This window comes from Actinomycetota bacterium (assembly GCA_016700055.1).
GTDB lineage: Bacteria > Actinomycetota > Acidimicrobiia > Acidimicrobiales > Ilumatobacteraceae > Kalu-18.
In genome coordinates this window covers 1,857,705-1,880,775 of the sequence record CP064997.1, presented here as the reverse complement: position 1 = coordinate 1,880,775, position 23,071 = coordinate 1,857,705, and the positions used below count along the sequence as shown (strand labels likewise).

The window sequence follows — 23,071 nt, the reverse complement described above, 5'->3', positions numbered from 1 at the left end:
GACGCAGCAGGTCCCTCCATTTGCCGTCGAGCTACCGTCGAGACATGGCCCTGCGTGACCCGTTCCGCCGAGACAAGGGCGCGGGCGACCAGCAGCACCGATCCGCCAGCATCGCGACGGGTGCCCAGCTCGCCGAAGGGGGAAGCGTCAGCGTCTCGAACGAGGAGCAATACCAAGACGCTCTGAGAGCAGCACTGGGAGGCAACGAGCGCGAGATCGAGGTGCTCTCTACCCTCGTTGTGAACGACGACGGCAACCCTTGGTCGAAGAAGCCGGGCGGCCCGATCCTGGAAGTGCGCGTCGGCGGGAGCACAGTCGGGTTTCTGACCACGGCCATGACTGCCCGCTACATGCCGTTCGCCGATAGCGCAGCAGCCGAGGGCCGACCACTGACGGCCAAGGCCTGGGTCGTAGGCGGATCAGGCGAGAGCGGTGGCAAGGTGGGAATAGCCCTCAACGCAGTGCCGATGTGGCGCGGCACGAACAGCATTGGAGGGCTGAAGATCGATAGGACGGCGGAGTTCGTGTACGAGTTCAGCACCCGGGTTGCCCACAAGCTGGAATCGGACTCTGACGGTTCATGGATCACGAAGTGCGGCCAACAGATCACCCCGCGAGACGGCGAGGTCATCTATCGGACGAAGCCGTGGGTCGGACGAGTCCACGCTGACGACACCCTGGCCGACGACCGCTCGCCCTGGTGGTGCAGTGCCTGCGTACCTTCGGAGGCTGATGATGCCAAGCGGGTCGAGGACGGCGGCCGGTTTGGCTCCCACAGCACGATCACCCACGCCGACCGGTTCTCCGCGGACCTGACGCCTGACGCGATTCGGGAGGCTCTCGCGACAGGCCTGGACTTCGACTGTGCAGGGGAGTCTTTTCGCGAGGGCTATCCCGAGAACTTGTACCGCCTCGCGGACGTCTTGGTGTCCATGCAAGGCGGCGAACGGCTCTCCTGCGTTCTCCGACGCGACCCAGGGAACCGCTACGACGAGAATGCCATCGAAGTCCACGTGCCTGGCGCGGCTGGCCACGTCGGTTTCGTGCCCGCCGAGTTGGCCAGCATCCTCGCTCCGATGCTGGATCGTGGCGACACTCTGACCGCGGCTGCGATCGAGGTCCGCGTACATCCGGATCGACCCGACAAGCCGGGATTGACGGTGATGCTGCAACGTGCCGAGCGGCCCCCAAGAGGGTGATCGTTCGGGGCCGCGGTTGGGAGCCGGGTTTGGTGTGGAGCCGGGTGTGGGAATCGAACCCACGACCACATGATTACAAGTCAAGTGCTCTGCCAACTGAGCTAACCCGGCGCTTGACCTCACACGATATCAGCCCTGGTAGATCGCCTAATTCTAGTTGCTCGTCACCAGCGGTGACACCTCAACTCCTCCAGCCTGTTGGGCGCGTTTCGCGCCAAGGGACCTGCAACGACGTTGCGCCTTTGGCGACGGCGCCCGTAGTGCTTCGGCCCGACGACCATCCCCCGGCGATTACCGCCCTGGCCATAGCGTCCTCACCGTGGCCGGGCGGGATCGCAACTACCTGACACCTAGTCTCACGCGCTGGCGAGAGCGGACCGACGGTTTCTTGCTCGTGTTGGCGATCGGCACGCTGCCGATCCTGTTGGTCGAGATCAAGCGCGAGGAGTTGCCCACCCCGGACCGGCATTTCATCGATGCCGTCAACCTTCTGGTGCTGGTGGCGTTCGCCATCGACTACTTCGTGGAGCTAGCTCTCGCCTCGAACCGTCGTTCCTACTTTCGGCACGAGTGGCCCTCGTTGCTCATCGTTGCCACCCAGGCAATCGCCATCCTGCCGTACCTCGGTCCACTCGGCCTGCTGCGCGCCCTGCGCGGAGTTCGGGGCGTGCGGGCTGCGGCCGCCCTCGCCCGGCTGGTGGCGATCGGCGGGGCCGCCGCTGCCGAGAGCCGTGCGTACTTCCGACGCAGCGCCGGCAACATCGCGCTCGGCGCAGCGGGGATGACCTGGCTCACCTCGGCAGCCGCTTTCACGCTGGCCGAAGACGTGGGCGACGGTGGCCGAGTCCACTCGTTCTTCGACGCATTGTGGTGGTCAACAGCGACGATCACGACCGTTGGCTACGGCGACGTGTACCCGGTGAGCGCTGCGGGTCGGATCATCGGCGGCTTCACCATGGTGGTCGGGATCTCGACGTTCGCCGTCGTCACGGCCAAGGTCGCCGAATGGCTCGTACGCGGCGACCGCATGACCGATTCCGGCCCGCCCCAAGTCGTCGACACACCGACTGAGGACTTCGACACGACGTCGTGATCGCCGCTAGCGACCGGCGCGGAGCACGTCGTGCAGCGAGTGGCCGTCGGCGCCCGACTTGGTGGTGCGGAGGAAGTCGAGGAGCACGTCCAAGAACTCCTCCGGGGCTTCGATGTGGGGGAAGTGGCCGGCGTCGGGGAGGATCACCAGCCGGCTGCCCGGGATGGCTTCGTGGGCGATGCGCGCATGGGCGACCGGGATGATGTCGTCACGCTCACCCCACACGATGAGGGTGGGCAGGTGGGCGGCGAGGTACAGCCGATCGAGGGCGCAAACGGTCTGGCCACCGGGGTCGATGACCGTCCTGATGGTGCGTACAAAGGCCTTGCGGTTCTCGGAACCGGCCAAGGAGCTGTAAGCACGCCACATCTCGCCGAGGCGGGGCTTCACCAGGCCCTTTCGCTTCAGGTATCGACTGGCGTCGCTGCCCTTGTCGGCCAGTTGCTTCGAGAACAGCACGGGCATCAACTGCTCGGCGAAGGGCAGCGTGAGCAAGCGCAGCATCCAGCTGACCTCACGGCCGAGGCCACCGCTGCCCACGAGAACGAGCCGGTTGCACAGCTCGGGGTGCTGGTACGCGAGCTGCATCGCCACCCCGCCACCGAACGACTGGCCGATGATGGTCGCCGACGGCACCTCGAGCACGGAGAGCAGGTCACGCAGCCCGCTGGCATGAGCTCCGAGGGAGTAGTCGCCCATCGGCTTGGCCGACTCGCCGTGACCGAGCAGATCGGGAGCGATCACGTCGTACGACTTCGACAGCTCCGGCATGACCGCCTGCCAGGTGCGCGAGTCGCCGGCCAGCCCGTGGATGAGCACTACAGCCTCGCCCTCGCCGGCGCGGCGGTATCCCACCTCGTGGCGATGGATGGGGACGTGACGCAGCTCGAACCCGGGTTTCACAAGTTCACGATGTCACTTACGCAGCTGGACGGAAAGAGGCTCTGGTCATGACATCACAGGTTGTCAGGCGAACACCAGTTCGCTAACATGTCTTCATGGGACACGCCACCGAGGTCCTGAGACCCGAGTTCCAAGCCTTCACCGCCGGTATCGACGCGATGGCGACCGTGGACCCAGACGCCCTCAGCGACGTCGAGCTGCACGAATTGGTGGTTGCCATGCAGCGTCAGTGTGCGCGCATCGGTGTGGCAAGGGCCGCCCTGCTACGCCGCTGGGACGCCCGTGGCGTGTGGACCGACGACGGTTCACGCAGCCCGGCTCACCGCCTGGCTCGGGAGACGAACACGTCGACGCGTTCGGCCAGGGTGGAGCTCGCCCGGGCGCGTGATCTGGCGGTGATGCCCTATACCGCAGACGCGATCGAAGCCGGTCGGCTGTCGTTGGACCACGTCTACTTGTTCTCCAAGGCACGCAAGGAACCGTGCGAGGCGGCGTTCGCGCAGAGCGAGCAGTGGCTCGTCGACCAATGCGCCCGATTGCGGTACCACGACGCCGAGCGGCTCGTCCTCTACTGGCGCCAACGCGCCGACGCGGCCGCCGCGGAAGAAGAAGCCGATCGCCAGCACAGCGCCAACTCGCTGCACGCGTCGACGACGATCAACGGCACGGTGGTGATCAACGGCCAGCTCGACGCGATGTCGGGCGCGGTGTTCACCAACGAGCTGCAACGCCTGGAACGCCAGCTACTGCTGGCCGACAAGGCTTCGTTGACGGTGCGCACCCCCACCCAGCGGCGGGCCGCGGCCTTGGTGGAGATGGCCAAGCGCTCAGCCGCGTCCAAGACCGGCCGGCAGCGGCCACTGGTGACCGTGCTCGTCGGCGAGGACTCGCTGCGCCACATGTGCGAGCTGTCCAACGGCACCGTGATCACCCCCGGCCAAGCAGCCGGGCTGTTGAACGACGCGTTGTTCGAATCGGTGCTGTTCGACGGACCGTCCACCGTGCTCTCGATCAGCAAGAAGCGCCGCTTCACCGGGGTGCTGCGCCGCGCGATCGAGGTGCGTGACCGCCGCTGCCAACACAGCTCGGGCTGCGACGTAACGGTCGACCGCTGCGACGTCGACCACATCGTGCCCTACCGCGACGGCGGCCCCACCAGCCAGTTCAACGGACGACTGCTGTGCAGCTACCACAACCGCCACCGCGACGTCAGCGACCACAACTGCGTCAACCCCTACCCCACAAGACCGATCGACTACCTCGAATGCCGGCGCGCCCGGCTGATATGGCAACTCCGCCGCGAACAAGGCGACGCGGACCCGAACGACGAGGACCCACCAGACGGCGAAGCGGCCGGCTAGTGAAGCAGGGCAGTCGTCTTCGAGTTGTCGGAAAGGCGCTCGGCCACGGTGCGCAGCATCTGGCGGGCGAGGCCGGGAACCTCGTCGAGGAGCGGGGCGAACGATCGACTGTCGACGACGAGCACGTCCATGTCGGTCGTCGCCACCACAGTCGCGTTCCGTGGGCGATGCAGGATCAACGCGAGCTCGCCGAGGACATCGCCCGGGCCGACGTCGGCCACCTTGCGCCCATTCCGGCGAACTGCGGCGTTGCCCCTCACGACCATGATGAACTCGTGGGCCATCGAGCCCTCGGTCATCAGCGTCGTCCCTGACGGGACGGTCAGCTCGGTGGTGATCGACGCCACGTGCTGAAGCTGCTTGCGGGTGCAGCCAGCGAGGAGGGGGACATCCTTCAGATGCTCTACGTACCGATCACGCGCCACACGGTCCTCCTCGAAAACGTCGCTGCCGTGGCGGGAATCGTGCCACAAAACGACAGGGCTCAGCGGTGCCTCGCCACCTCGTAACAGGCAAGAGCCGCAGCGGTGGAGACGTTCAGCGACGACAGGCGCCCGCGCATCGGGATGCTGACCACGAGGTCGCAGCGCTCGCGCACGAGACGTGACAGCCCGCTGCCCTCCGCTCCGACCACCAGGCAGACCGCCTCGGCGGCGAGATCGCCGAGATCGAACAGCGAGCGATCGGCAGAGTCGTCGAGGCCGACCACCCAGATGCCTGCGTCGCGGATCCGCGCGAGCGCGGCCGGCAGACCGCCGACGACGGCCATCGGCACGTGCTCGACTGCCCCGACGGCCGCCTTCGCGACGGTGGGGGTGACGTGCACGGCTCGGTGCCGCGGTAGCACCACGGCGCCGACGCCGGCCCCGTCGCACACCCGCAAGAGCGCGCCGAGGTTGCCGGGATCGGTGACGCCGTCGAGCGCGACGAGGAACGGAACGCGACCGGGTCGCCGGCGCGTGATCGCGTCGAGCTCCACGGGCTGTAGCGGCGCAGCCAGAGCGAGCACACCTTGGGGCGCTTCGCTGCGCGCCTTCGCCTCCAACTTCTTGCGGCTCACCTCGACCACCGGCACCCTGTTCGCTCGGGCGAGCGCCACGATGTCGGACAACACCTCGCTCTCGCCGAGATCGGTCGCCACCCATACCTCGTGCGTCTTGCGGCGGCCGGCGACGAGCAACTCCCGCACCGCCTGACGGCCCTCCACCTGGGTGCCCCCGAGATCGTGGTCGTCACCAGAGCGCGTGCGTCGCGGCTCGGGAGCGCGCGGCGCCATCCCGCCCGGTGCTCTGCGCACCCGGCCACCTGGCGGCGGGCCCTTGCCCCGGCGGTTGGCCACGGTCACGTACCTCCTGCGCTGTCGCGCACGATCACGGCCACCGCCCAGCAGGCGATGCCTTCGCCCCGGCCGAGTGCGCCGAGGCCTTCTGCCCTTCGCCCCTTCACCGTCACCGGAGCGCCGACTGCCTCGGTCAGCGCGCGCTGCATCTCGGCGCGACGTGGCGCGATCTTCGGCTGCTCGGCGACGACGCTGCAGTCCACATTGCCGACCACCCAGCCTGCGTCGCGCACGAGCCCGGCGACGCGCGTGAGGAGCACGACAGAGTCCGCTCCTGCCCATTGCGGATCGGTGTCGGGGAAGTGCTCGCCGATGTCGCCGAGGCCTGCCGCGCCGAGCAGCGCGTCGGCCACGGCATGGGCCACGGCGTCGGCGTCGGAGTGGCCGGCCAGACCGGCGATCCCCTCGAACGTGCACCCTCCGAGCACCAGCGGGCGGGCGGGGTCGTCGGAGAAGCGGTGGACGTCGAAGCCCTGTCCGACCCGAACCTCGCTCGCGGTCACGCCCGCTCCTCCAGCTGGGCCTGAGCTCGCTGGCGCGCCCAGGCGAGGTCCTCGGGGTGGGTGAGCTTGCGGTTGTCGGGGTCGCCGGGGACCACCACCACCGTGCCCCCCGCCGCTTCCACCAATGCGGCGTCGTCGGTCTGCTCGCCGCCGGCCGCGTGGGCACGACGCAGCACGTCGGCGCGGAAGGCCTGCGGCGTCTGCACCCCGACGAGCGTCGCGCGATCCGGCGTCGAGACCACCCGCGCGCCGTGCGCGATGTCGCCGGCGATCACCTTGATCGTGTCGGTCACCGCCAGTCCCGGCACGGCGCCGTCGGCGCCGGCGCGAACCGCTTCGATGACCGCGTGGTAAAGCCCCTCGGTGGCAAACGGACGGGCCGCGTCGTGCACGCACACGATGGTGGCCTCCGCCGGCACCGCGGCCAACCCGGCCCGCACGCTGGCACTACGCGTCGCCCCGCCCGCGACACCGCGCTCTTCGGCGACGTCGCCGGGTGGCACGACCAGCACCACACCCTCGCTGACGGCCCTCGCGACGTCGGCCGAGCGGTCGATCACGCGCCGCCCGCCGATCGGTTCGTACTGCTTCGCACGGCCGAACCGCATACCCGTCCCACCGGCGACGACGATCGTCCACACGGTCTCGGCTTCGGCAGGGGACACGGTGCGGGAGGGTAGTACCGTCTGTGCCGCATGTCTCACGACGACGTCCTCGCCAAGACGGACTTCTTCGCCGACGCCGGCCCCGATGTGCTGGCCTCCGTCGCCGCCGCCGGTGCCGAGCGGCACCTCGTTCGCGGCGACCTCCTGTTCGCCGAAGGCGACGCTCCCGAGGCCCTCTACGTGGTGCTCTCCGGGCGGGTGGCCATCGCCATCGGCAACGAGCTCGACAACCGCGAGAGCATGGTCGCCCTGATGGAGCCCGGCGACCTGTTCGGCGAGATGGGCATGCTCGACGACGGTGCGCGGTCCGCGATGGCGCGAGCGCTCGAGACGAGCACCGTGTTGGAGATCCCCTACCAGCCGGTGCTGGCGATGCTGCGCTCCGACCCGAGCTTGCTGTGGGGCGTGACGCGCCTGCTCGCCAAACGCCTACGCGCGATGGACGAGGCCCTCGCCGACTCCGTGTTCCTCGACGTCACCGGGCGCACCGCGAAGCGGCTGCTCGAGCTGGCCGACGGAGCCGACGAGTTCATCCTGCCCGTCACCCAAGAAGAGCTCGCCGGAATGGTCGGCGCGTCGCGCGAGCGCGTCAACAAGGCGATCAGCAGCTTCATCCGCCTCGGCTGGCTGGAGCAGCACGAACGGCGCTATCGCGTGGTCCAGCGCGACCGCCTCGAGCAACGCGCCCGCTGAGGCAGTCAGGCGACGCAGTCAAGCGAGGCAGTCAGGCTCCGAGCAGCCAGTAGTGCGCCCTCGCGAACGCGTCGGCGGCGTCGTCGGCGCGGTGTGCCGGCCGAGCGGGATCGTGGGCGAAACCGTGCTCGGCGTCGTGGTAGCGCACCACCTTCACTCCGGCGGCCTCGAGCTCGGCGACCTCGACGGGTGGCGTGTAGGGGTCTTGCTCGCCGATTATCGCGAGCACGCGCTCGGGGTGGCCGGCGCGCAGGTGGTCGAGCGGCTCGTGCTGGCCCGCTCCTCGCCAATCGTCGGGCACGTGGACCATGCCGTAGAAGCTCGCGATGCGCTCGAAGCGGTGGTGGCGTGCTGCCTTCAGGCTGTACATGCCGCCCATGCAGAACCCGATCAGGCCCACCCTCGCGCAGCCGGTGGCGTCGGCGGCCTCGAGCAGGTCACGCAAGTGCATGTCGTCGTCGAGCAGGTGGACCGCCGCGAAGCGTGGCTCCGGGTCGGGGCCGAGGTCACGACCGGGGAAGGGCTCGACGGCACACACGACCATCGACCACTCGCTCGCGAAGCGGGCGACGATGTCGTCGAAGAGCGGCCGCAGCCCGAACAGGTCGGGCGAGACGACGAGACCCATCTCAGGATCGCCCGGACAGCGCGCGAGCGATGCTGGTGTACCCGAGGGAAGTGTGATGCGCACGGGGGAATCCTGCCACTCAGGCGTCGCGGCGTTCGTTGACCGCGAACCCGATCGCGAGCAAGGCCGCCACCCACGCGGCGAAGTACGCGCCGGCGAGCCACCGCGAGCCCCAACCATCTTCGAACTCCTCGACGATCGCGAGCTGGAATCCGGCTGCGTAGGGCATCCAGCGGAACGCCGATTCGCCGAAGGCCAGACTGAGCAGCCCACCGACGATGTTCTCGGCGACCATCGGCCAGAGAACGAGCAGCGCCACCGCGGTCGGGACGTTGCGGATCAGCATCCCTAGGGCCAGCCCGAGCAGCGCGAGCAGCACCGCCAGGAGCACCGACCCGAGGAGAGCGGCACGGCCGTTGGAGGTGCCTGCCATCTCCAAGTCGGCATCACGGGCAGAGGCGATGGAGGTCGCGCTGAGGACGGAAGCCGCCACCGCTACACCGATCACGACCGCGGCCGTGACCGCGACGACGATGACCTTGGCCAACAGCACCTGACGGCGCTGAGGCACCGCGGCGAAGGTCACGCGCAGCGTGCCGTGCGCGGCTTCCTGGGCGACGGAGAGCACTCCGATCACCCCGAACAGCAAGGCGCTGACGATCGTGGTGCCGGAGACGACAGAGGCGATGGACTCGTCGTCGAAGCCGTCGAGATCCGCGAACACCGCCGTGAGCGTCGCCACCACGAACGGGAAGGCCACCGCGATGTACGCCAGCACCCAGTGCGAGCGCACGGTACGCAGCTTGATCCATTCGGCGCGCAGGACGTCCGTCATCGTGGCGCGCCTTGTCCGTGGTACTCGACCTCACTGGACGTCGCGCGGAGGAAGGCCTCTTCCAGCGAGCCGGTGCGCGCGACGAGCTCGTGCAAGACGATGCCCGCGGCCGCAGCCGTCTCGCCAACCCGCTCGCAGGTGGTGCCGTCGAGGAGCAGCGTGTCGGTGCTGCTTCCCTCGCGCACGACGGCGCCGTGCTGCGCGAGCAGCGCCTGCAGCCGCGCTGCCTCCGGGCTGCGCACGTGCACCCAGCGTTCGGCGTGACGGTCGACGAAATCGGCGACGGTGCCTTGCTCGATCAGCCTGCCGCGCCCGATGACCACCAGGTCCTCGGCCATCTGGGCCATCTCCGAGAGCAGGTGGCTGCTGACGAACACCGTGCGGCCCTCCCCGGCGAGGTGGACGAGCACGTCGCGGATCCACCTCATGCCTTCCGGGTCGAGCCCGTTCGCGGGCTCGTCGAGGATCACCGTCGACGGGTTGCCGAGCAACACCGCGGCGAGACCGAGCCGCTGGCGCATGCCGAGCGAGTAGCCCTTCACCCGCGTGGCGCCCACGGAGGCCAGTCCGGACCACTCCAGCACCTCGTCGGCGCGGCTGGAGGAGATCCCGTTCGACGCCGCGATCCACCGCAGGTGGTTGCGGGCGCTGCGCCCGGGGTGCACGTAGCCGGCGTCGAGCAGGGCTCCGATCTCGTGCAGCGGGCGCTTGATCGACTGGTACGGACGGCCGGAGAACAGCGCCGTGCCGGCCTCGGGTCGGTCGAGGCCGAGCATGCAGCGCAACGTGGTGCTCTTGCCCGAACCGTTCGGACCGAGAAAGCCGGTCACCCGGCCGGGTTGCACCTCGAACCCGAGTGAGTCGACGGCGACGATGGAGCCGAACCGCTTGCGCAGGCCGGCGACGGTGATCACCGGCGGCATGGAAGTCCTGTCATCAACCGAGACCCTCGGCGGCGAGGTAGTCGGCCGCGACGTCTGCGGGGTCGGCAGCTTCGACCTCGACCTCGACCATCATCGCCTTCAGCTTGTCGGTGGTCAGCGAGGCGCTGACCGCGTCGAGCGCTTCGACCACCTCGTCGGAGGCGGCATCGACGCGGATCAACGGGAGCACAGCCTCGTTCGGCACGAGCGTCTGGTCGTCCTCGAGGGCGACGAAGCCCTCCGTGGTGATCACCGACATCGTCGAGAACAGGTTGCCGCAGTCGATGGCTTCACCCTTCAGCGCATCGGCTACCTCGCCGGGGGCAAGCGGGACGAACTCGGCGAACTCGGCGTCGAGCAGATCGCGGAAGCCGGCCAGTCCGAACGGGGAGCGCTGCTCGAACTCCGGCGGTGCACCGAGCGTGATCTGGTCGGCGACAGCGGCCAGCTCGGACAGGTTGGTGATGCCGAGCCCTTCCGCGATGTCGGCGCGGCAGACGATCACGTCCTTGTCTTCCGCGGTCGAAGGGGTGAGCACCTTCAGCGACTCGGGCAACGCCTCGCCGAGCGCCGTGACCTGCTCGTCCACCGACGTCGCCGACGGGGTCGCCTCCGGGTCGGCGATGCGCAGCACGAAGGACAGCAGCGAGTTGGTGTACTCCGGCAGCAGGTCGATCTCGCCGGCCTCGATCGCGCCGAAGTACGCCTCGCGGCTGCCGGTGTTCAGGTTGCGCTCCACCGAGACGTCGGCCGCCTCGAGTGCCTGCGCGTAGATCTCGGCCAACAGCTGGCTCTCCGGGAAGTTCGCGGAGCCGACCGTGACCGCCTCGGCGCCCTCGCCACCGCCACCGTCGTCGCCGCCACACGCTCCGAGCACCAGTGCTGCGGCAACGCCGACCGCCACCAAGACTCGCCTCGACCTCACTTGAGCCCCCTTCGGTTCCTCTGCGCAGAGCGCTGGGCCACGGCGAAGACGCCCTCGACCAGCAACACGAGCGCCACTACAGCGATGGTCGCACCATAGACGATGTCGTAGCGCTGGGTTCCGTAGCCGGAGAAGATGAACGCGCCGAGGCCACCAACGCCTACGAACCCGGCGACCGTCGCCGTGGCGAGCACCTGGTTCGCCGCCGAGCGGATCCCGGCCAACACCAGCGGCACCGCGTTCGGCAGCTCGGCCTGCCACAGCACCTGCCACGACGTCAGGCCCATGCCGCGGGCCGAGTCGCTCACCTCGGCGTCGACACTCTCGATCCCGGCGGCCGCGTTCACCAGCACGGGAGGGATGGCGAGCAGGGCGAGGGCGACGAGCACCGGCCACACGCTGAGCGGACGCCACACGAACAGCAGGCTCACCACCCCGAACGTGGGGACGGCGCGCAACAGCCCGGCAAGGCTCGCGGCGACGAACCGCCCGCGCCCGGTGTGCCCGATCGCGAGGCCGATCGGGAGCCCGATCACCACCGCGGCGAGCGTGGCGAAGAGGGAGTAGCGGAGATGCTCCAACACGCGGGCGGCGATGCCACGGTCGCCCCACCAGTTGTCGGCCGTCGTCAGCCACGCCAGGCCGTCGAAAAGGTCGCTCATCGTCCACCCCGCTCGGCGCGCTCGGCACGTGCCCACGGTGTGAGCAGCCTGCCGGAGAGGAAGATCGCGGCGTCGACCACGAGGGCGAGCACCATCACCGCCGCGATCCCCGCCCAGATCTCGATGGTGATGTCCCGCTGGCGGCCGTCGTCGAACAGCCGTCCCAGTCCGCCGCGCCCGATCGCCCCGGCGACCGAGATCAGCGAGATCGTGCTCACCGCAGCCACCCTCAGCCCCGCGACGATGCCGGGCACGGCGAGCGGCAGTTCCACCGCGAAGAACCGGCGGAGCGGCGCGTAGCCCATCGCCGTGGACGCGTCCACGACGTTCACCGGGACGGCGCGCAGACCCTCGACGACGTTGCGGAGCAGGATGACGAGTGAGTAGAGGGCCATCGCGATCACCACCGGCCGATCGTTCGTGAACCCGAAGGCGGGGGCGAGCAGGACGAACATCGTGATCGACGGGATGGCGTAGACGACGTTCACCGCTCCGAGCAGCGGCGGGTATGTACGCGGCCAGCGGTGCGCGACGTAGGAGAGCGGGAACGCCAGCGCGCATCCGAGCGCCAGCGCGAGGGCGGTGAAGCGCAGGTGCTGAGCCGTGTAGAACCAGATCACGTCCCAGTTGCCGACGAGCGAGTGACCGCTCCACGTCGGCGCGGACAGCATCACCTCGGCCCACCTCCGGCCGCGGCCGAACCGGCGTGCAGACGCGCGATCGCGTCGGTGAGCGCGTCGAACCGGACCACCCCGCTCGGGGACCCCGCTTCGTCGAGGACGACGACCGCACCGCCTGGCGAGCCGAGCGCCGAGTCGAGCAGGTTCCTGGCCGTCGCCCGCGGGCCGACGCGCGGCAGCGACGCGGGGTCGACGCCGGCGGGCAGGCTGGCGAGCGGATCGACGGCAACCTCCCCCGCCTCGACGAGCCCGAGCAAGGCGATGCGGCGCTCGTTGCCGAGGAAGCCGGCCACGAACTCGTTCGCCGGGTCGGCGAGCAGTGACGCGGGCGTGGCGTCCTGCTGCAGGACGCCTCCGGGGGCCAGTACGGCGATGCGGTCACCGACGAGCAGCGCCTCGTGGACGTCGTGGGTGACGAACACGACGGTCTTGCGCAGCTCACGCTGCAAGGCCACGAGGTCGAGCTGGAGCTGTGTGCGCACGACGGGATCGACGGCGCCGAAGGGCTCGTCCATCAGCAGCACCGGCGGATCGGCGGCCAACGCGCGGGCCACGCCGACGCGCTGCTGCTGGCCGCCGCTCAGCTGCCTCGGGTAGCGCGGCGCGAGGGCGGCGTCGATGCCGACCAGCTCGAGCAGCTCCAACGCACGGCGTCGACAACGCTCGCGGTCCCATCCGAGCAGCCTCGGCACGGTGGTGACGTTCTCGAGCACGCTCCGGTGGGGGAACAGCCCGATCTGCTGGATGACGTAGCCGATGCCGCGGCGCAGTTCGTGCACGGGCACCTCACGCACGTCACGTCCACCGAGCCTGATCGTTCCCGAGGTGGGCTCGACGAGGCGGTTGATCATCCGCAGCACGGTGGTCTTGCCCGAGCCCGACGACCCGACGAGCACGGTGATCGAACCGGTCGGCACCGTCAGGCTGAGCTCGTCTACCGCCACGACGCCGCTCCGGAACCGCTTCGTCACGCGGTCCAGCTCGATCACGGCGCGACCCTACCCACCGAGGTGCTGACCGAGGATCGGCCCCGGCGGCTTCGACGGTCGGGAGATCTGCACCACCTCCTTCGCGTCGCCGTCGACGACGAGCCATCCCCGCCCGGGCGCAGCCGGCTCCCGGCGCCCCCGCGGGATCACCGCGCCGAGCAGGTCGGCGTCGAGCGCATCGACCCCGTCGAGCAGCAGGCCGTGCCGGCTGCGACGCACCACCTGGGTCCAGTGCCCGTACGCGGCGCGCAACGGCCCCGGCCGACCCGCGGCGACCACGGTCAGTCCGGGGTGGGCGCTCATCGCCCGGACCAGCCGGCCGTCAGGATCGTCGAACATGTCGGCGTCGTCGACGACCACCAGCGTGCGCCGGTCGATCACGCTCAGCCTCCCCAGCTCCCCGAGCGTCACCGCGGCCCGCTCCCGACGCCGACCCGAGCACCACAGCACTTCGGCACCTGCCCCGGTCGAGGCCGCCGGTGCCGCGCCCATCGCGTCGACCCAGCTCTCGGCGAAGCGGGTGAGGACCGACGTCCGTCCCGAGCGGGACGGCCCGACGACCAGCAGGTGCTCGCCGAGCGGCACGTCCACGCAGACGACCGCACGGCTCGCGGCACCGAGCCCCACCGCCAGCACTGCACCGGTGTCCGACCACCGGGACTGCCCGGCGACGACATCGGCGCCCACGTCCGCAGGCAACAGCCCGATCGCCGCGGGAAGGCAGCGCGGCGCGCCCGCCGTTCGCCGTCCCGCTCGGCGCCGCGGCGGCGGCCAGCCGTCGGGGGTGGCGAGCTGGGCCTCGATCAGCTCGGGCCACAGCACCGCGCGGCCCGGAGCCGCACCGGGCGCCGGAACCCGTCCAGCCGGAACACCGCACAGCGTCGCGTCTGCAGGGTCGCTCACCTTCATCACCCAGCGCTGCGGACACATCGACATGATCGCGGCGGGCACCGCGGCCACGTGCTCGACCGCGATCACGGCGACGACGCCCCGTGCCGGACCCTGCGCGAGCACCTGGTCGAAGCGGTCGAGCCACTCGCCGCTTCGTCCGTCGTCCAGCGCGCGGCGCACCACGTCGAGACCGTCGACGAGCACGACGGTGCGCACGGCAGAATCCCCCGACGTCGACCGTGCATGCAGCAGCTCCACCAGACGGGCGAGACGCTCTGCCTCGGCAACGCCCACCACCGCGCCGACGTGGTCGAGATCGGCAAGCTCGCGCAGGCGCAGGTCGGCACGCCCGTCGATCGCGTACAGGTGGATCTCGTCCGGCGTGTGACGCGCGGCCAGCGCCCGCGCGATGCCGACGAGCGTCGAGGTGACCCCCGATCCGTGGGCGCCGGCGACGAGCAGGTGGCCGGTCGCGGACCACGAAACGGCCACCCGTCGCTGCCGGTCGGGATCGTCGGCACACCCGACGACCACCTCGTCGCGGGCGTCACCGTCGTGCAGGTCGACGTGCAGGTCGGCGAGCAGGTCGGCGAGATCGGTCGGCGTGATCTTCCGGGGAAGCGCCGGCAGCCACGGCGCAGTAGCCGACCCGCCGGGCCACGCCAGCGCCGCTTCCTCGACCGCGCGCACCATCGACCCGAGCGACCCGCCGTCGCCCTCGGGCACCGGCCGCCGACCCTCGACGCGCGGCATCGCGCCTCCGGGCGCGCGGCCGACGGCCGTGCACGCCGCCTGGAACACGATCAGCTCGCCGGCGCCGAGGCGCAGGACGGCCCGGCCGGGAAAGGCGCGCGGCAAGGTGGCGGCGACGGCGTCGCCGATCACCTCGGTGGAGTCGGAGGCGTCCTGCACGCGAAGGGCGATCCGCAGGTTCGTGTTCGCGCGCACGTCGTCACTGACGACGCCACCTGGCCGCTGGGTGGCGAGCACGAGGTGCACGCCGAGGCTGCGCCCGCGCTGGGCCACCGACACCAGAGCGCCGAGGAAGCCGGGGAGCTCGGCGGCCAGCGTCGCGAACTCGTCGACCACGACGACGAGCCGGGCCAACGGCTCGGCATCGGGCAAGCTCCGCAGCCCGGACAGGTCGTGGACCCCGTGGCGGCGCAGCACGGCCTCCCTCCGGCGCAGTTCGGCCTCCAGGCTGCGCAGCACCCGCTCGGCCAGGCGGTCGTCGAGATCGGTGACCACGCCGACCACGTGGGGAAGCCTGGCGCAGGCGTCGAACGCGGCCCCGCCCTTGTAGTCGACCAGCACCAGACTGCAGAAATCCGGCGGAGCGCTGAGGGCGAGCCCGAGGACGAGCGTGCGCAACAGCTCGCTCTTGCCGGATCCGGTGGTGCCCGCAACCAGCGCATGCGGGCCGTCACGGACGAGGTCGACCTCCACCACGCCGTCGGCGGCGATCCCGAGCGGCGCCGAAGGCGAGGGGTCCGCGCCACCCAGGCTCCAGCGGGCGAGTATCGCTTCGGGCAGATCCGCGCCGAGGATCGCCGCCGCAGACACGACCTCGGGAATCTGCCGGTGGGGGTCGTCCAGCTCGGGGTCACGCCACTGCGCGAGGGCGGCGGCGGCATGCTCGGCCAGCGCTGCGGATAGCCCCGCGAGACGCGCCACGGCCGGGGGCCGACCGTGCCCGCGGCGCTTCGCGCGACCGTCTCTCGTGAGCTCCACCGTGCAGGTGCACCAGGCGGGCAGCTCCTGCACCGTCGTCGCGAGGACGACCACAGCGGCGGGGCGACCGGAGACGAGCAGCCGACGCAGCGGCGCCGTGCGGGCGCTGACGAGAGCCGGATCGTCGACGAGGGCGACGACCATGCCGTCCGGCGACGAGCCTTCCGGCTCGACCGCGCCTAGTTGGGGAAGCCACCGCGTCCACGCCCACGACCTCGTGTCGCGGCTCTCGACGATCAAGCGCCAGTCGCTCGGACCGACCGCGGTTGCGAGCTGGACCAGCATCGACCGCGCGAGGGCACGAGCATTGGGTCCGGCGATGCCGGTGACGGTCCCGGGCGCGAGGTCGAGCTCGACGGGGACGTCGCCGAGGTGTCCGTGGCGCTGCGCGATCGCCCACACCGCGGTGTCGGCAGGCTCGCCGGCGAGCTCGGGTTCGGCTTCGATCCGGCCGGGGCCGATCGAAACCCACCACGCGTCGTCGTTCTCGGCCCTCCACGACCACACCTGCCCGGACTCGGCCCGGGCCACGACGGCGGGCAGCGCGGGCAGCCGCTTGCGGCGGGCGCCGGCGCGGAGCTGCTGCTGCGCGGCGAGGGCGCTCTCGAAGCGCTCCAGGGCGTGCTGCCAGCTGCGCCGGCGGCGCCGCTCTGCCCGCCAGCGGCCGACGTGATGCGCGCCCCAAGCCGCGGCCGCGACGAGTGCTCCGACTGCACCGATGAGCAGGATCAGCCTCTGGCCGGTGACGGCCGCGATCACCCCCGCCGCGACGAGCCCGGTCAGCGCCGGGCCGAGCACCGCCGGAGGCGCACCGGTAGGCGCAGCCTCCTCCGCGGGCACTTCCACCGGAGCCGGGACATTCGGCTGTTCGACGCCGCCGCGGTGGACGGTGCGCCGCCACGGGCCGGCCTCGTCCGGACACCGGGGCTCCACCTGCGCCGGGCACCCGCTTCCGCTTCCGGCGGCGCGAAAGACGAGCAGGCTCCCCCCGACCGACAGCGAATCTCCGGCGGCGACGCTGCGCCGGCGGCCCGGCGTAAGGAAGACGGCGTCGGTGGTGCCGGCATCGTCGTTGCCTGCCCGCCCCCGGCCCGCGAGCTGGAGCACCGCCGCCCCACGGGGTTCGGCGGTGACCTCTACCAGCAGGTGGTGAGGTTCGAGCTCGGAATCGGCCAGCTTCACGTCGGCGGTGGGCGAGCGCCCGACCACGTGCCGACCCGGCAGCAGGGGGATGCGGTGCCCGGCATCGGGCCCGGCCTCCACCTCGAGCACCAGAGCAGCACCGACCTCGGATTCCCGAGCAGCCGACGACCGCTCCACCACGCTGCCCTCACGCAACCCGCAACGGGAGAGCGCGGCGCTCGCCGGGGCGACGTCGCCGTCGATGCTCAGCTCTGCCGTCGGCCAGCCGAGCGCGTGCGCGAGGTCGGCCACCGTGTGCGTGGGGTGCAGGCCGACGACCGTCGTGTCACCGTGACCGGAGACGCGCAGGTTGAGCCGCACCGCGTCGTGCGCGAGATCACCCATACGTGCGGTGTGTGGGCGCCGAATCGCACCGCCCGGCAGGATCGGGCAGCGGATCTGCCAGGGATTACGCGCGGGGAGAGGTGCTGTGAGCCAGCCGGTGAGGCGGTGGGTGAGACCCGCCTCCCACGATGCGCGCCATGACCGTGACACCTCGTGCCGATGGAATTGCACCCACCCTCACCGACAAGTTGCGCGACGAGTGGGGACACCTGCGGACCCGTCCGGATCTGGCCTCCCGCGTGAGCAGCTGGCAGCTACCCCTTGGCCCGCCGCACGTGGCCGAGGGCCGCGCGGGACTCGACGCGGTCCTCGCGTCGGCCGGTTTCGAAGGCCGCCGCGACGACGAGCAAGCAGATCGGTGCCTGGCCGCGCTAGTCGCCGCCGCCGCCGAAGACGAGCTGGCCGCTCGGGTCGTGCTGCAGCGGATCCTGCCCGGCCTGGTGAACATCGCCCACCGCCGCGGACCCGTGGCAGGCGGCGTCCGCCGGGCCTTCGACGAGCTGGCCGGCACGGCCTGGCTCGTCATCCGCACCTACCCGATCGATCGACGGCCGGCGCGTGTCGCCGCGAACCTGCTGCGCGACATCGAGTACCGGGCCTTCGTCCGCGAGCCGCGCCTCGTCATCCACCAGCGTGAGCAACCGACCGAGTGCCACCGCCTGCCCGACGTCGCGGAGCAGCCCTGCGCCGAGCCCTTCGTCGAGCTCGTGGCGCTGCTCGCGGAGGGTGTGCGAGCTGGGCTGTCAGCGCAGGACCAGTCGGTGCTGTGCGAGGCGGTGTCGTCGGAGTCGCCGCGGGCGTCGAGCCGACGGCTCGGCATCTCCGAGCGGTCCTGGAGAACCTGGCGCGTCGCTTCTGCAGCGAGGCTGCGCCGGCTGGTCGAGGAGTCAGCCGGCGACGGCGCTGCGGAACCGACGTAGGCGGAGGCTGTTGGAGACGACGAAGACGCTCGACAGCGCCATCGCCAGGCCGGCGATCACCGGGTTGAGCAGCCCGAAGGCGGCCAGGGGCAGCGCGGCCACGTTGTAGGCGAAGGCCCAGAACAGGTTGCCCTTGATCGTGGCCAAGGTGCGCCGGGCGAGGCGGATGGCATCGGCCGCGCTGCGCAAGTCGCCGCTCACGATGGTCAGGTCGCTGGCCTCGATGGCTGCGTCGGCGCCGGTCCCCATCGCCACCCCGAGATCGGCCTGGGCGAGCGCCGCGGCGTCGTTGACGCCGTCACCGACCATCGCCACGACGGAACCCTCCGACTGGAGGGCGCGCACCAGGTTCACCTTGTCGGCAGGCAACACCTCGGAGATCACGTCCGCCGCGGCGATGCCCACGTCGGCGGCGACCGCCGCGGCCGTGCGTGCGTTGTCTCCGGTGAGCAGCACCACCCGCAACCCGAGGGAGCGCAGCATCTCGACCGCGGACCTCGACGTGGGCTTGGGCATGTCGGCGACGACCAACACGCCGCGCACCTCGGCGTCCCAGTCGGCGACCACCACGGTGCGCCCCGCGCGCTCGGCGGCGTCGACCGCCTCGGCCAGCTCCTCGGGCAGCACCAGCCCCCGGTCGGCGATGGCCCCCGGACGCCCCACCGTGACGAAACGGCCGGCGACGCTCCCCTCGACGCCGAAGCCGGCGCGGCTCGCGAAGTTCTCGACCGGTGGCAGACCGCGGCCGGCCAGCTCTGCGCTTCCCGCGGCGGCGATCGCCCGCCCGATCGGATGCTCGCTAGCCGCTTCCACCCCGGCGACGGCGCCCAGCAGCTCGCCACGGTCGACTCCCGGGGCCGCCACGACCTCGACCAGCCGCATGTCACCGGTGGTGACCGTGCCCGTCTTGTCCAGCACGACGACGTCGATGCGACGCGTCGCCTCGAGCACCTCGGGGCCCTTGATGACGATGCCGAGCTGAGCGCCGCGCCCGGTGCCGACGAGCAGCGCCGTCGGTGTCGCGAGGCCGAGCGCGCACGGGCAGGCGATGATCAGCACGGCGACGGCAGCGGTGAAGGCCGCGGTCACGTCGCCGTCGACGGCGAGCCAGACCACGAGCGTGAGAATGCTGAGCCCGATGACGATCGGCACGAACACCGCGCTGACCCGGTCGGCGAGGCGCTGCACCTGTGCCTTCCCCGACTGTGCCTCGGCCACCAGGCGAGCCATCTGCGCGAGCACGGTGTCGCTGCCGACCCTCGTCGTCCTCACGACCAGTCGACCGCCGACGTTGACGGTGCCGCCGGTCACGGCCGACCCGGCGGCGACCTCGACGGGAACGCTCTCGCCGGTGAGCATGCTGACGTCGACGGCACTCGCCCCGTCGACGACCTCGCCGTCGCTCGCGATCTTCTCCCCCGGCCTCACGACGAACCGGTCGCCGACTGCGAGCTGGCCGATCGGCACCCGTACCTCGATGCCGTCGCGCAACACCGCCGCGTCCTTCGCCCCGAGGTGGAGCAGCGCACGCAACGCCGCCCCCGCGCGGCGCCGGGCTCGCGCCTCGAAGTAGCGCCCGGCGAGCAAGAAGGTGACGAGCGTCGCCGCCACCTCGAGATAGATCTCGTCGCTCCCCGATCCCCCGTGGCCGCGCTCGGGCACCAGGTTCATGTCCATCGTCATCCCCGGCATACCGGCGTCGCCGAAGAACAACGCCCACACGCTCCACCCGAAGGCGGCGATGACGCCGAGCGAGACGAGGGTGTCCATCGTCGTCGAGCGGTGCCGCAGGTTCATCCAGGCGGCACGGTGGAACGGCCACGCGCCCCACACCGCCACCGGCGCGGTCAGCGTCAGGGCCAGCCATTGCCAGTTGTCGAACTGCAAGGGCCTGACCATCGACATGAGGAGCACAGGTGCGCTCAGGAGCGCGCTGACCACTAGGCGCTGGCGCAGGTCGGCGGCGCGGGCCTCACCCGCGAGCTCGGCCGGAGTGAGCTGCTCGCCGGCGTTCCCGTCGCCACCAACCGTGCCCGGGGCGCCACCTGGCGATCCGTTCTCGGCAGGCAGTGCCCCGTACCCGATCGCCTCGACGGCGGCGACGAGGTCGGACGGCGACAGGGTGTCCGGGTCGTACCGCACCGCTGCCTGCTCGGTGGCGTAGTTCACCGACGCAACCTCGACACCGTCGAGGCGGCTCAACCGCTTCTCGATCCGCGCCGCGCAGGCCGCACAGGTCATGCCCGTGACGGACAGATCGACTTGGCGCGAAGCGCTGGTAGGTGAACCGGCCATCAGCGCACGGCTTCGTATCCAGCCTCGTCGACGGCGGCGGTGATCGCGGGCCAGGACAGCTCGTCGCCGGTGACGAGGACGACCTTCGTCGCGAGATCGACGTCCACCGACGCCACCCCGGCGAGTCTTACAAGCTCCTCCTTGACCGCCGCCACGCAGTGGCCACAGGTCATGCCCGGCACCTTCAGCTCCATCGTCTCCATGTCGGTTGTCTCCTCTCTAAGAGCGCAGCAAGCGCTCGACGGCGCGGGTTGCCTCGGCGACAAGCTCGTCGGCACGAGCGCGATCGCCGTGCTCGGCGGCGTTCGCGACGCAGTGGCGAAGGTGGTCGTCGAGCAGCAGGAGCCCGATCGACTGCAGCGCCTTGGTGGCCGCAGCCACCTGGGTCAACACGTCGATGCAGTACGTGTCGGCCTCGACCTGGCGCTGGAGCCCGCGGATCTGGCCCTCGACGCGGCGCAGCCGGGTGAGCACGGCCTGCTTGTCGTCGTGGTATCCGGGGGTCTCACGCATCGCTGACGAGTATACCCCGGTGGGGTATCCGAACAAACCCCCTCAGGGGCGCTCGGAGAACTTCGGCGGGCGCTTGCCGAGGAAGGCGTCGATGCCTTCGCGAGCGTCGCCGGTGAGCGCGGCCGCGGCCATCACTCCGATCGCGTACTGGTAGGCCTGATGTTGGGGCAGGTCGACCTGGGCGTAGAACCCCTGCTTGCCGAGCGCCTTGGAGAGCACCGAGCCGCGGCTCGCGCGCGAGATCAGATCGTCGACCGCGGCGTCGAGCTGGTCGTCAGCGACCACCCGGTTGACGAGTCCCCACTCGGCAGCCGTCGCGGCGTCGATCGGGTCACCGGTCATCGCCATCTCGAGGGCCCGCTTGCGCCCGATGTTGCGCGCCACCGCGACGAGAGGCGTGTGGCAGAACAGGCCGCCCTTGCCCCCCGGGAGGGCGAAGGCGGCGCTCTCCGCGGCGACGGCGAGGTCGCACGTCGCGACGAGCTGGCAACCCGCCGCGGTGGCGAGGGCATGGACGCGGGCGACGACGGGCTGGGGGATCGCCTGGAGGGTGTCCATCATCACCGTGCACACCTGGAACAGCCGCTGCGCCGCGGCAAGATCGGCACCGGCCATGTCGGCGAAGTTGTGACCCGCGGAGAACACCGGTCCCCGGGCCGCGAGCACCACGCCGTCGGCATCGCTCGCGCCGACCGCCCGCAGCGCGGCGGTGAGCTCGAGCATCAGCTCCGACGAGAGGGCGTTGCGCTTGTCCGGACGGTTCAAGGTGATGCTGACGATGTTGCCGGAGCGCTCCACGAGCAGGTGTTCGTACGAAGCAGCGGAACCACCTTGGACGCTCACCTCTTCAGTCTCGCGCCGCTCCTGGCACACTCGCGACCGGGGGCCGACGAGGGAGAAGTGATGCGTTTTGGAGTGATGTTCGCGAACACCGGTCATGGCTCGTCGCCGCCGGGCGCGGTACGGCTGGCCCAGGCCGCCGAGGCGGCGGGGTTCGAGGCGCTGTGGACGGTCGAGCACGTCGTCGTGCCCTCCGGCTACGAGTCGAAGTACCCGTACGACCGCAGCGGCAAGATGGCCGGAGGGGCCGAGGACTTCGACCTGCCGGACCCGCTCGTGTGGCTCACCTGGGTCGCCGCACACACCGAGCGCATCAAGCTCGCCACCGGCATCTTGATCCTGCCCCAGCGCAACCCGGTGATCACCGCGAAGGAGGTGGCCACGATCGACCACCTCTCCGGTGGCCGGATGGTGCTCGGGGTCGGCGTCGGTTGGCTGGCCGAGGAGTTCGCCGCGCTCGGCGTGCCCTTCGAAGGCCGCGGCGCCCGCCTCGACGAGTACATCGAGTTGATGCGAGCGCTCTGGACGCAGGAGCGGGCCACCTTCCATGGCGCCTACCACCAGTTCGAGGACTGCATCGTGCGTCCCCGCCCGGTGAATGGCACCGTGCCGATCGTCGTCGGCGGGCACACCCAGCGCGCGGCACGCCGCGCCGGGCTGCTCGGCGACGGGTTCTTCCCCGGCAGCGCGTCGTTGGAGGACCTCTCCGGTCTGTTCGCCACCGTACGTTCGACCGCCGAGCAGGCCGGCCGTGACCCAGGGGAGATCCAGTTGATCGCGGGCGGAGCGGGAGCCCCCGGCGAAGCACTCGACCGCCGCATCGAGGCGCTTGCCGAGCTCGGCGTCGATCAGGCGGTCCTACCCGCCTTTCCACCCGACCGGCTGCTCGAGATCGGCGCCGACCTGACCCGTCGCTTCGGCTGACGGGTCCCTAACTGCCAGGACTGATGACCCTT

General features: G+C 70.9%; 21 protein-coding genes, 1 tRNA gene and 1 pseudogene. 6 read left to right on the top strand and 17 right to left on the bottom strand.

All coding sequences use genetic code 11. The features are described from left to right. Positions 1-44: 44 nt before the first annotated feature. Positions 45-1,199 carry an HIRAN domain-containing protein gene (locus tag IPM43_09195; GenBank protein QQS23626.1) on the top strand — a complete coding sequence of 385 codons (1,155 nt, stop codon included), beginning with the start codon at positions 45-47 and terminating at the stop codon, positions 1,197-1,199. Positions 1,200-1,234: 35 nt separating this feature from the next. Here the strand turns inward: IPM43_09195 and IPM43_09190 are convergent. Then, positions 1,235-1,310 (bottom strand) — tRNA-Thr (locus IPM43_09190). Between the two features lie 208 nt (positions 1,311-1,518). On the opposite strand from IPM43_09190, the gene IPM43_09185 reads away from it, so the two are divergent. After that, positions 1,519-2,292 (top strand): potassium channel family protein, encoded by a 774-nt coding sequence (locus IPM43_09185; GenBank protein QQS23625.1) that lies wholly within the window; start codon positions 1,519-1,521, stop codon positions 2,290-2,292. Positions 2,293-2,298: 6 nt separating this feature from the next. Here IPM43_09185 and IPM43_09180 read toward each other — a convergent pair whose 3' ends face one another. Next, positions 2,299-3,177: an alpha/beta fold hydrolase gene (locus IPM43_09180; protein ID QQS26408.1), complete on the bottom strand. Its 879-nt coding sequence runs from the start codon at positions 3,175-3,177 to the stop codon at positions 2,299-2,301. Between the two features lie 113 nt (positions 3,178-3,290). Between IPM43_09180 and IPM43_09175 the strand changes: the two genes are divergently transcribed. Beyond that, entirely contained in the window at positions 3,291-4,556 is a 1,266-nt protein-coding gene (locus tag IPM43_09175) for a DUF222 domain-containing protein (protein QQS23624.1), read from the top strand. Here IPM43_09175 and IPM43_09170 read toward each other — a convergent pair. The 3 genes and pseudogenes from IPM43_09170 to IPM43_09160 all read right to left on the bottom strand — a co-directional run bounded on the left by IPM43_09170 (position 4,553) and on the right by IPM43_09160 (position 7,006). Then, positions 4,553-4,981 carry a cyclic nucleotide-binding domain-containing protein gene (locus IPM43_09170; GenBank protein QQS23623.1) on the bottom strand — a complete coding sequence of 143 codons (429 nt, stop codon included), beginning with the start codon at positions 4,979-4,981 and terminating at the stop codon, positions 4,553-4,555. The two genes, IPM43_09175 and IPM43_09170, sit on opposite strands and share 4 nt — an antisense overlap. Positions 4,982-5,040: 59 nt before the next feature. After that, the gene (gene rlmB, locus IPM43_09165; GenBank protein QQS23622.1) at positions 5,041-5,895 is read right to left on the bottom strand and encodes a 23S rRNA (guanosine(2251)-2'-O)-methyltransferase RlmB; all 855 of its coding nucleotides are present in this window, start codon (positions 5,893-5,895) and stop codon (positions 5,041-5,043) included. A gap of 2 nt (positions 5,896-5,897) precedes the next feature. After that, positions 5,898-7,006 (bottom strand): annotated as a pseudogene (locus tag IPM43_09160) (2-C-methyl-D-erythritol 2,4-cyclodiphosphate synthase). 87 nt (positions 7,007-7,093) lie between these two features. Between IPM43_09160 and IPM43_09155 the strand changes: the two are divergent. Further along, a complete protein-coding gene (locus IPM43_09155) occupies positions 7,094-7,756 on the top strand; it encodes a Crp/Fnr family transcriptional regulator (GenBank protein ID QQS23621.1) in 663 nt (220 codons plus the stop codon). 31 nt (positions 7,757-7,787) lie between these two features. On the opposite strand, the gene IPM43_09150 is transcribed toward IPM43_09155, so the two are convergent. From IPM43_09150 to IPM43_09115, 8 genes are read right to left on the bottom strand one after another with little or no spacing between them, the layout of a single operon-like run. After that, on the bottom strand, positions 7,788-8,447 hold the full coding sequence (locus IPM43_09150; protein ID QQS23620.1) for a dienelactone hydrolase family protein: 660 nt from the start codon (positions 8,445-8,447) through the stop codon (positions 7,788-7,790). Positions 8,448-8,463: 16 nt separating this feature from the next. Continuing rightward, positions 8,464-9,219 carry an ABC transporter permease gene (locus IPM43_09145; GenBank protein QQS23619.1) on the bottom strand — a complete coding sequence of 252 codons (756 nt, stop codon included), beginning with the start codon at positions 9,217-9,219 and terminating at the stop codon, positions 8,464-8,466. Then, complete coding sequence (locus IPM43_09140; GenBank protein QQS26407.1) at positions 9,216-10,133, bottom strand: ATP-binding cassette domain-containing protein; 918 nt, start codon at positions 10,131-10,133, stop codon at positions 9,216-9,218. The genes IPM43_09145 and IPM43_09140 overlap by 4 nt, the downstream gene beginning before the upstream one ends. Before the next feature lie 22 nt (positions 10,134-10,155). Further along, positions 10,156-11,046: an ABC transporter substrate-binding protein gene (locus IPM43_09135; GenBank protein QQS23618.1), complete on the bottom strand. Its 891-nt coding sequence runs from the start codon at positions 11,044-11,046 to the stop codon at positions 10,156-10,158. Between the two features lie 17 nt (positions 11,047-11,063). Beyond that, positions 11,064-11,729, bottom strand: a complete 666-nt coding sequence (locus tag IPM43_09130) for an ABC transporter permease (GenBank protein ID QQS23617.1) — start codon at positions 11,727-11,729, stop codon at positions 11,064-11,066. Continuing rightward, on the bottom strand, positions 11,726-12,400 hold the full coding sequence (locus IPM43_09125) for an ABC transporter permease (GenBank protein QQS23616.1): 675 nt from the start codon (positions 12,398-12,400) through the stop codon (positions 11,726-11,728). The genes IPM43_09130 and IPM43_09125 overlap by 4 nt, the downstream gene beginning before the upstream one ends. Next, positions 12,400-13,398 carry an ABC transporter ATP-binding protein gene (locus IPM43_09120; GenBank protein ID QQS23615.1) on the bottom strand — a complete coding sequence of 333 codons (999 nt, stop codon included), beginning with the start codon at positions 13,396-13,398 and terminating at the stop codon, positions 12,400-12,402. The genes IPM43_09125 and IPM43_09120 overlap by 1 nt, the downstream gene beginning before the upstream one ends. 9 nt (positions 13,399-13,407) lie before the next feature. Continuing rightward, a complete protein-coding gene (locus IPM43_09115) occupies positions 13,408-17,547 on the bottom strand; it encodes a hypothetical protein (protein ID QQS23614.1) in 4,140 nt (1,379 codons plus the stop codon). 137 nt (positions 17,548-17,684) lie between these two features. On the opposite strand from IPM43_09115, the gene IPM43_09110 reads away from it, so the two are divergent. Beyond that, entirely contained in the window at positions 17,685-18,467 is a 783-nt protein-coding gene (locus IPM43_09110) for a hypothetical protein (GenBank protein ID QQS23613.1), read from the top strand. On the opposite strand, the gene IPM43_09105 is transcribed toward IPM43_09110, so the two are convergent. The 4 genes from IPM43_09105 to IPM43_09090 are packed head-to-tail and all read right to left on the bottom strand — an operon-like array spanning position 18,435 to position 22,214. After that, positions 18,435-20,762: a copper-translocating P-type ATPase gene (locus tag IPM43_09105; protein QQS23612.1), complete on the bottom strand. Its 2,328-nt coding sequence runs from the start codon at positions 20,760-20,762 to the stop codon at positions 18,435-18,437. The genes IPM43_09110 and IPM43_09105 overlap by 33 nt on opposite strands. Beyond that, positions 20,762-20,965, bottom strand: a complete 204-nt coding sequence (locus tag IPM43_09100) for a heavy-metal-associated domain-containing protein (GenBank protein QQS23611.1) — start codon at positions 20,963-20,965, stop codon at positions 20,762-20,764. The genes IPM43_09105 and IPM43_09100 overlap by 1 nt, the downstream gene beginning before the upstream one ends. A gap of 16 nt (positions 20,966-20,981) precedes the next feature. Continuing rightward, on the bottom strand, positions 20,982-21,275 hold the full coding sequence (locus tag IPM43_09095; protein QQS23610.1) for a metal-sensitive transcriptional regulator: 294 nt from the start codon (positions 21,273-21,275) through the stop codon (positions 20,982-20,984). Between the two features lie 42 nt (positions 21,276-21,317). Then, the gene (locus IPM43_09090; GenBank protein QQS23609.1) at positions 21,318-22,214 is read right to left on the bottom strand and encodes an enoyl-CoA hydratase/isomerase family protein; all 897 of its coding nucleotides are present in this window, start codon (positions 22,212-22,214) and stop codon (positions 21,318-21,320) included. Between IPM43_09090 and IPM43_09085 the strand changes: the two genes are divergently transcribed. After that, positions 22,179-23,039: an LLM class F420-dependent oxidoreductase gene (locus tag IPM43_09085; protein ID QQS23608.1), complete on the top strand. Its 861-nt coding sequence runs from the start codon at positions 22,179-22,181 to the stop codon at positions 23,037-23,039. The genes IPM43_09090 and IPM43_09085 overlap by 36 nt on opposite strands. The last annotated feature ends 32 nt before the right edge of the window (positions 23,040-23,071 follow it).

What these genes read in the sequence shown, in the direction of transcription:
- IPM43_09195 (QQS23626.1), top strand. Translation starts at nt 45, where the DNA reads ATGGCCCTGCGTGACCCGTTCCGCCGAGACAAGGGCGCGGGCGACCAG.
- IPM43_09175 (QQS23624.1), top strand. Translation starts at nt 3,291, where the DNA reads ATGGGACACGCCACCGAGGTCCTGAGACCCGAGTTCCAAGCCTTCACC.
- IPM43_09155 (QQS23621.1), top strand. Translation starts at nt 7,094, where the DNA reads ATGTCTCACGACGACGTCCTCGCCAAGACGGACTTCTTCGCCGACGCC.
- IPM43_09145 (QQS23619.1), bottom strand. Translation starts at nt 9,219, where the DNA reads ATGACGGACGTCCTGCGCGCCGAATGGATCAAGCTGCGTACCGTGCGC.
- IPM43_09130 (QQS23617.1), bottom strand. Translation starts at nt 11,729, where the DNA reads ATGAGCGACCTTTTCGACGGCCTGGCGTGGCTGACGACGGCCGACAAC.
- IPM43_09125 (QQS23616.1), bottom strand. Translation starts at nt 12,400, where the DNA reads ATGCTGTCCGCGCCGACGTGGAGCGGTCACTCGCTCGTCGGCAACTGG.
- IPM43_09115 (QQS23614.1), bottom strand. Translation starts at nt 17,547, where the DNA reads ATGGGTGATCTCGCGCACGACGCGGTGCGGCTCAACCTGCGCGTCTCC.
- IPM43_09110 (QQS23613.1), top strand. Translation starts at nt 17,685, where the DNA reads ATGACCGTGACACCTCGTGCCGATGGAATTGCACCCACCCTCACCGAC.
- IPM43_09105 (QQS23612.1), bottom strand. Translation starts at nt 20,762, where the DNA reads ATGGCCGGTTCACCTACCAGCGCTTCGCGCCAAGTCGATCTGTCCGTC.
- IPM43_09100 (QQS23611.1), bottom strand. Translation starts at nt 20,965, where the DNA reads ATGGAGACGATGGAGCTGAAGGTGCCGGGCATGACCTGTGGCCACTGC.
- IPM43_09095 (QQS23610.1), bottom strand. Translation starts at nt 21,275, where the DNA reads ATGCGTGAGACCCCCGGATACCACGACGACAAGCAGGCCGTGCTCACC.
- IPM43_09085 (QQS23608.1), top strand. Translation starts at nt 22,179, where the DNA reads ATGCGTTTTGGAGTGATGTTCGCGAACACCGGTCATGGCTCGTCGCCG.
- IPM43_09090 (QQS23609.1), bottom strand. Translation starts at nt 22,214, where the DNA reads ATGACCGGTGTTCGCGAACATCACTCCAAAACGCATCACTTCTCCCTC.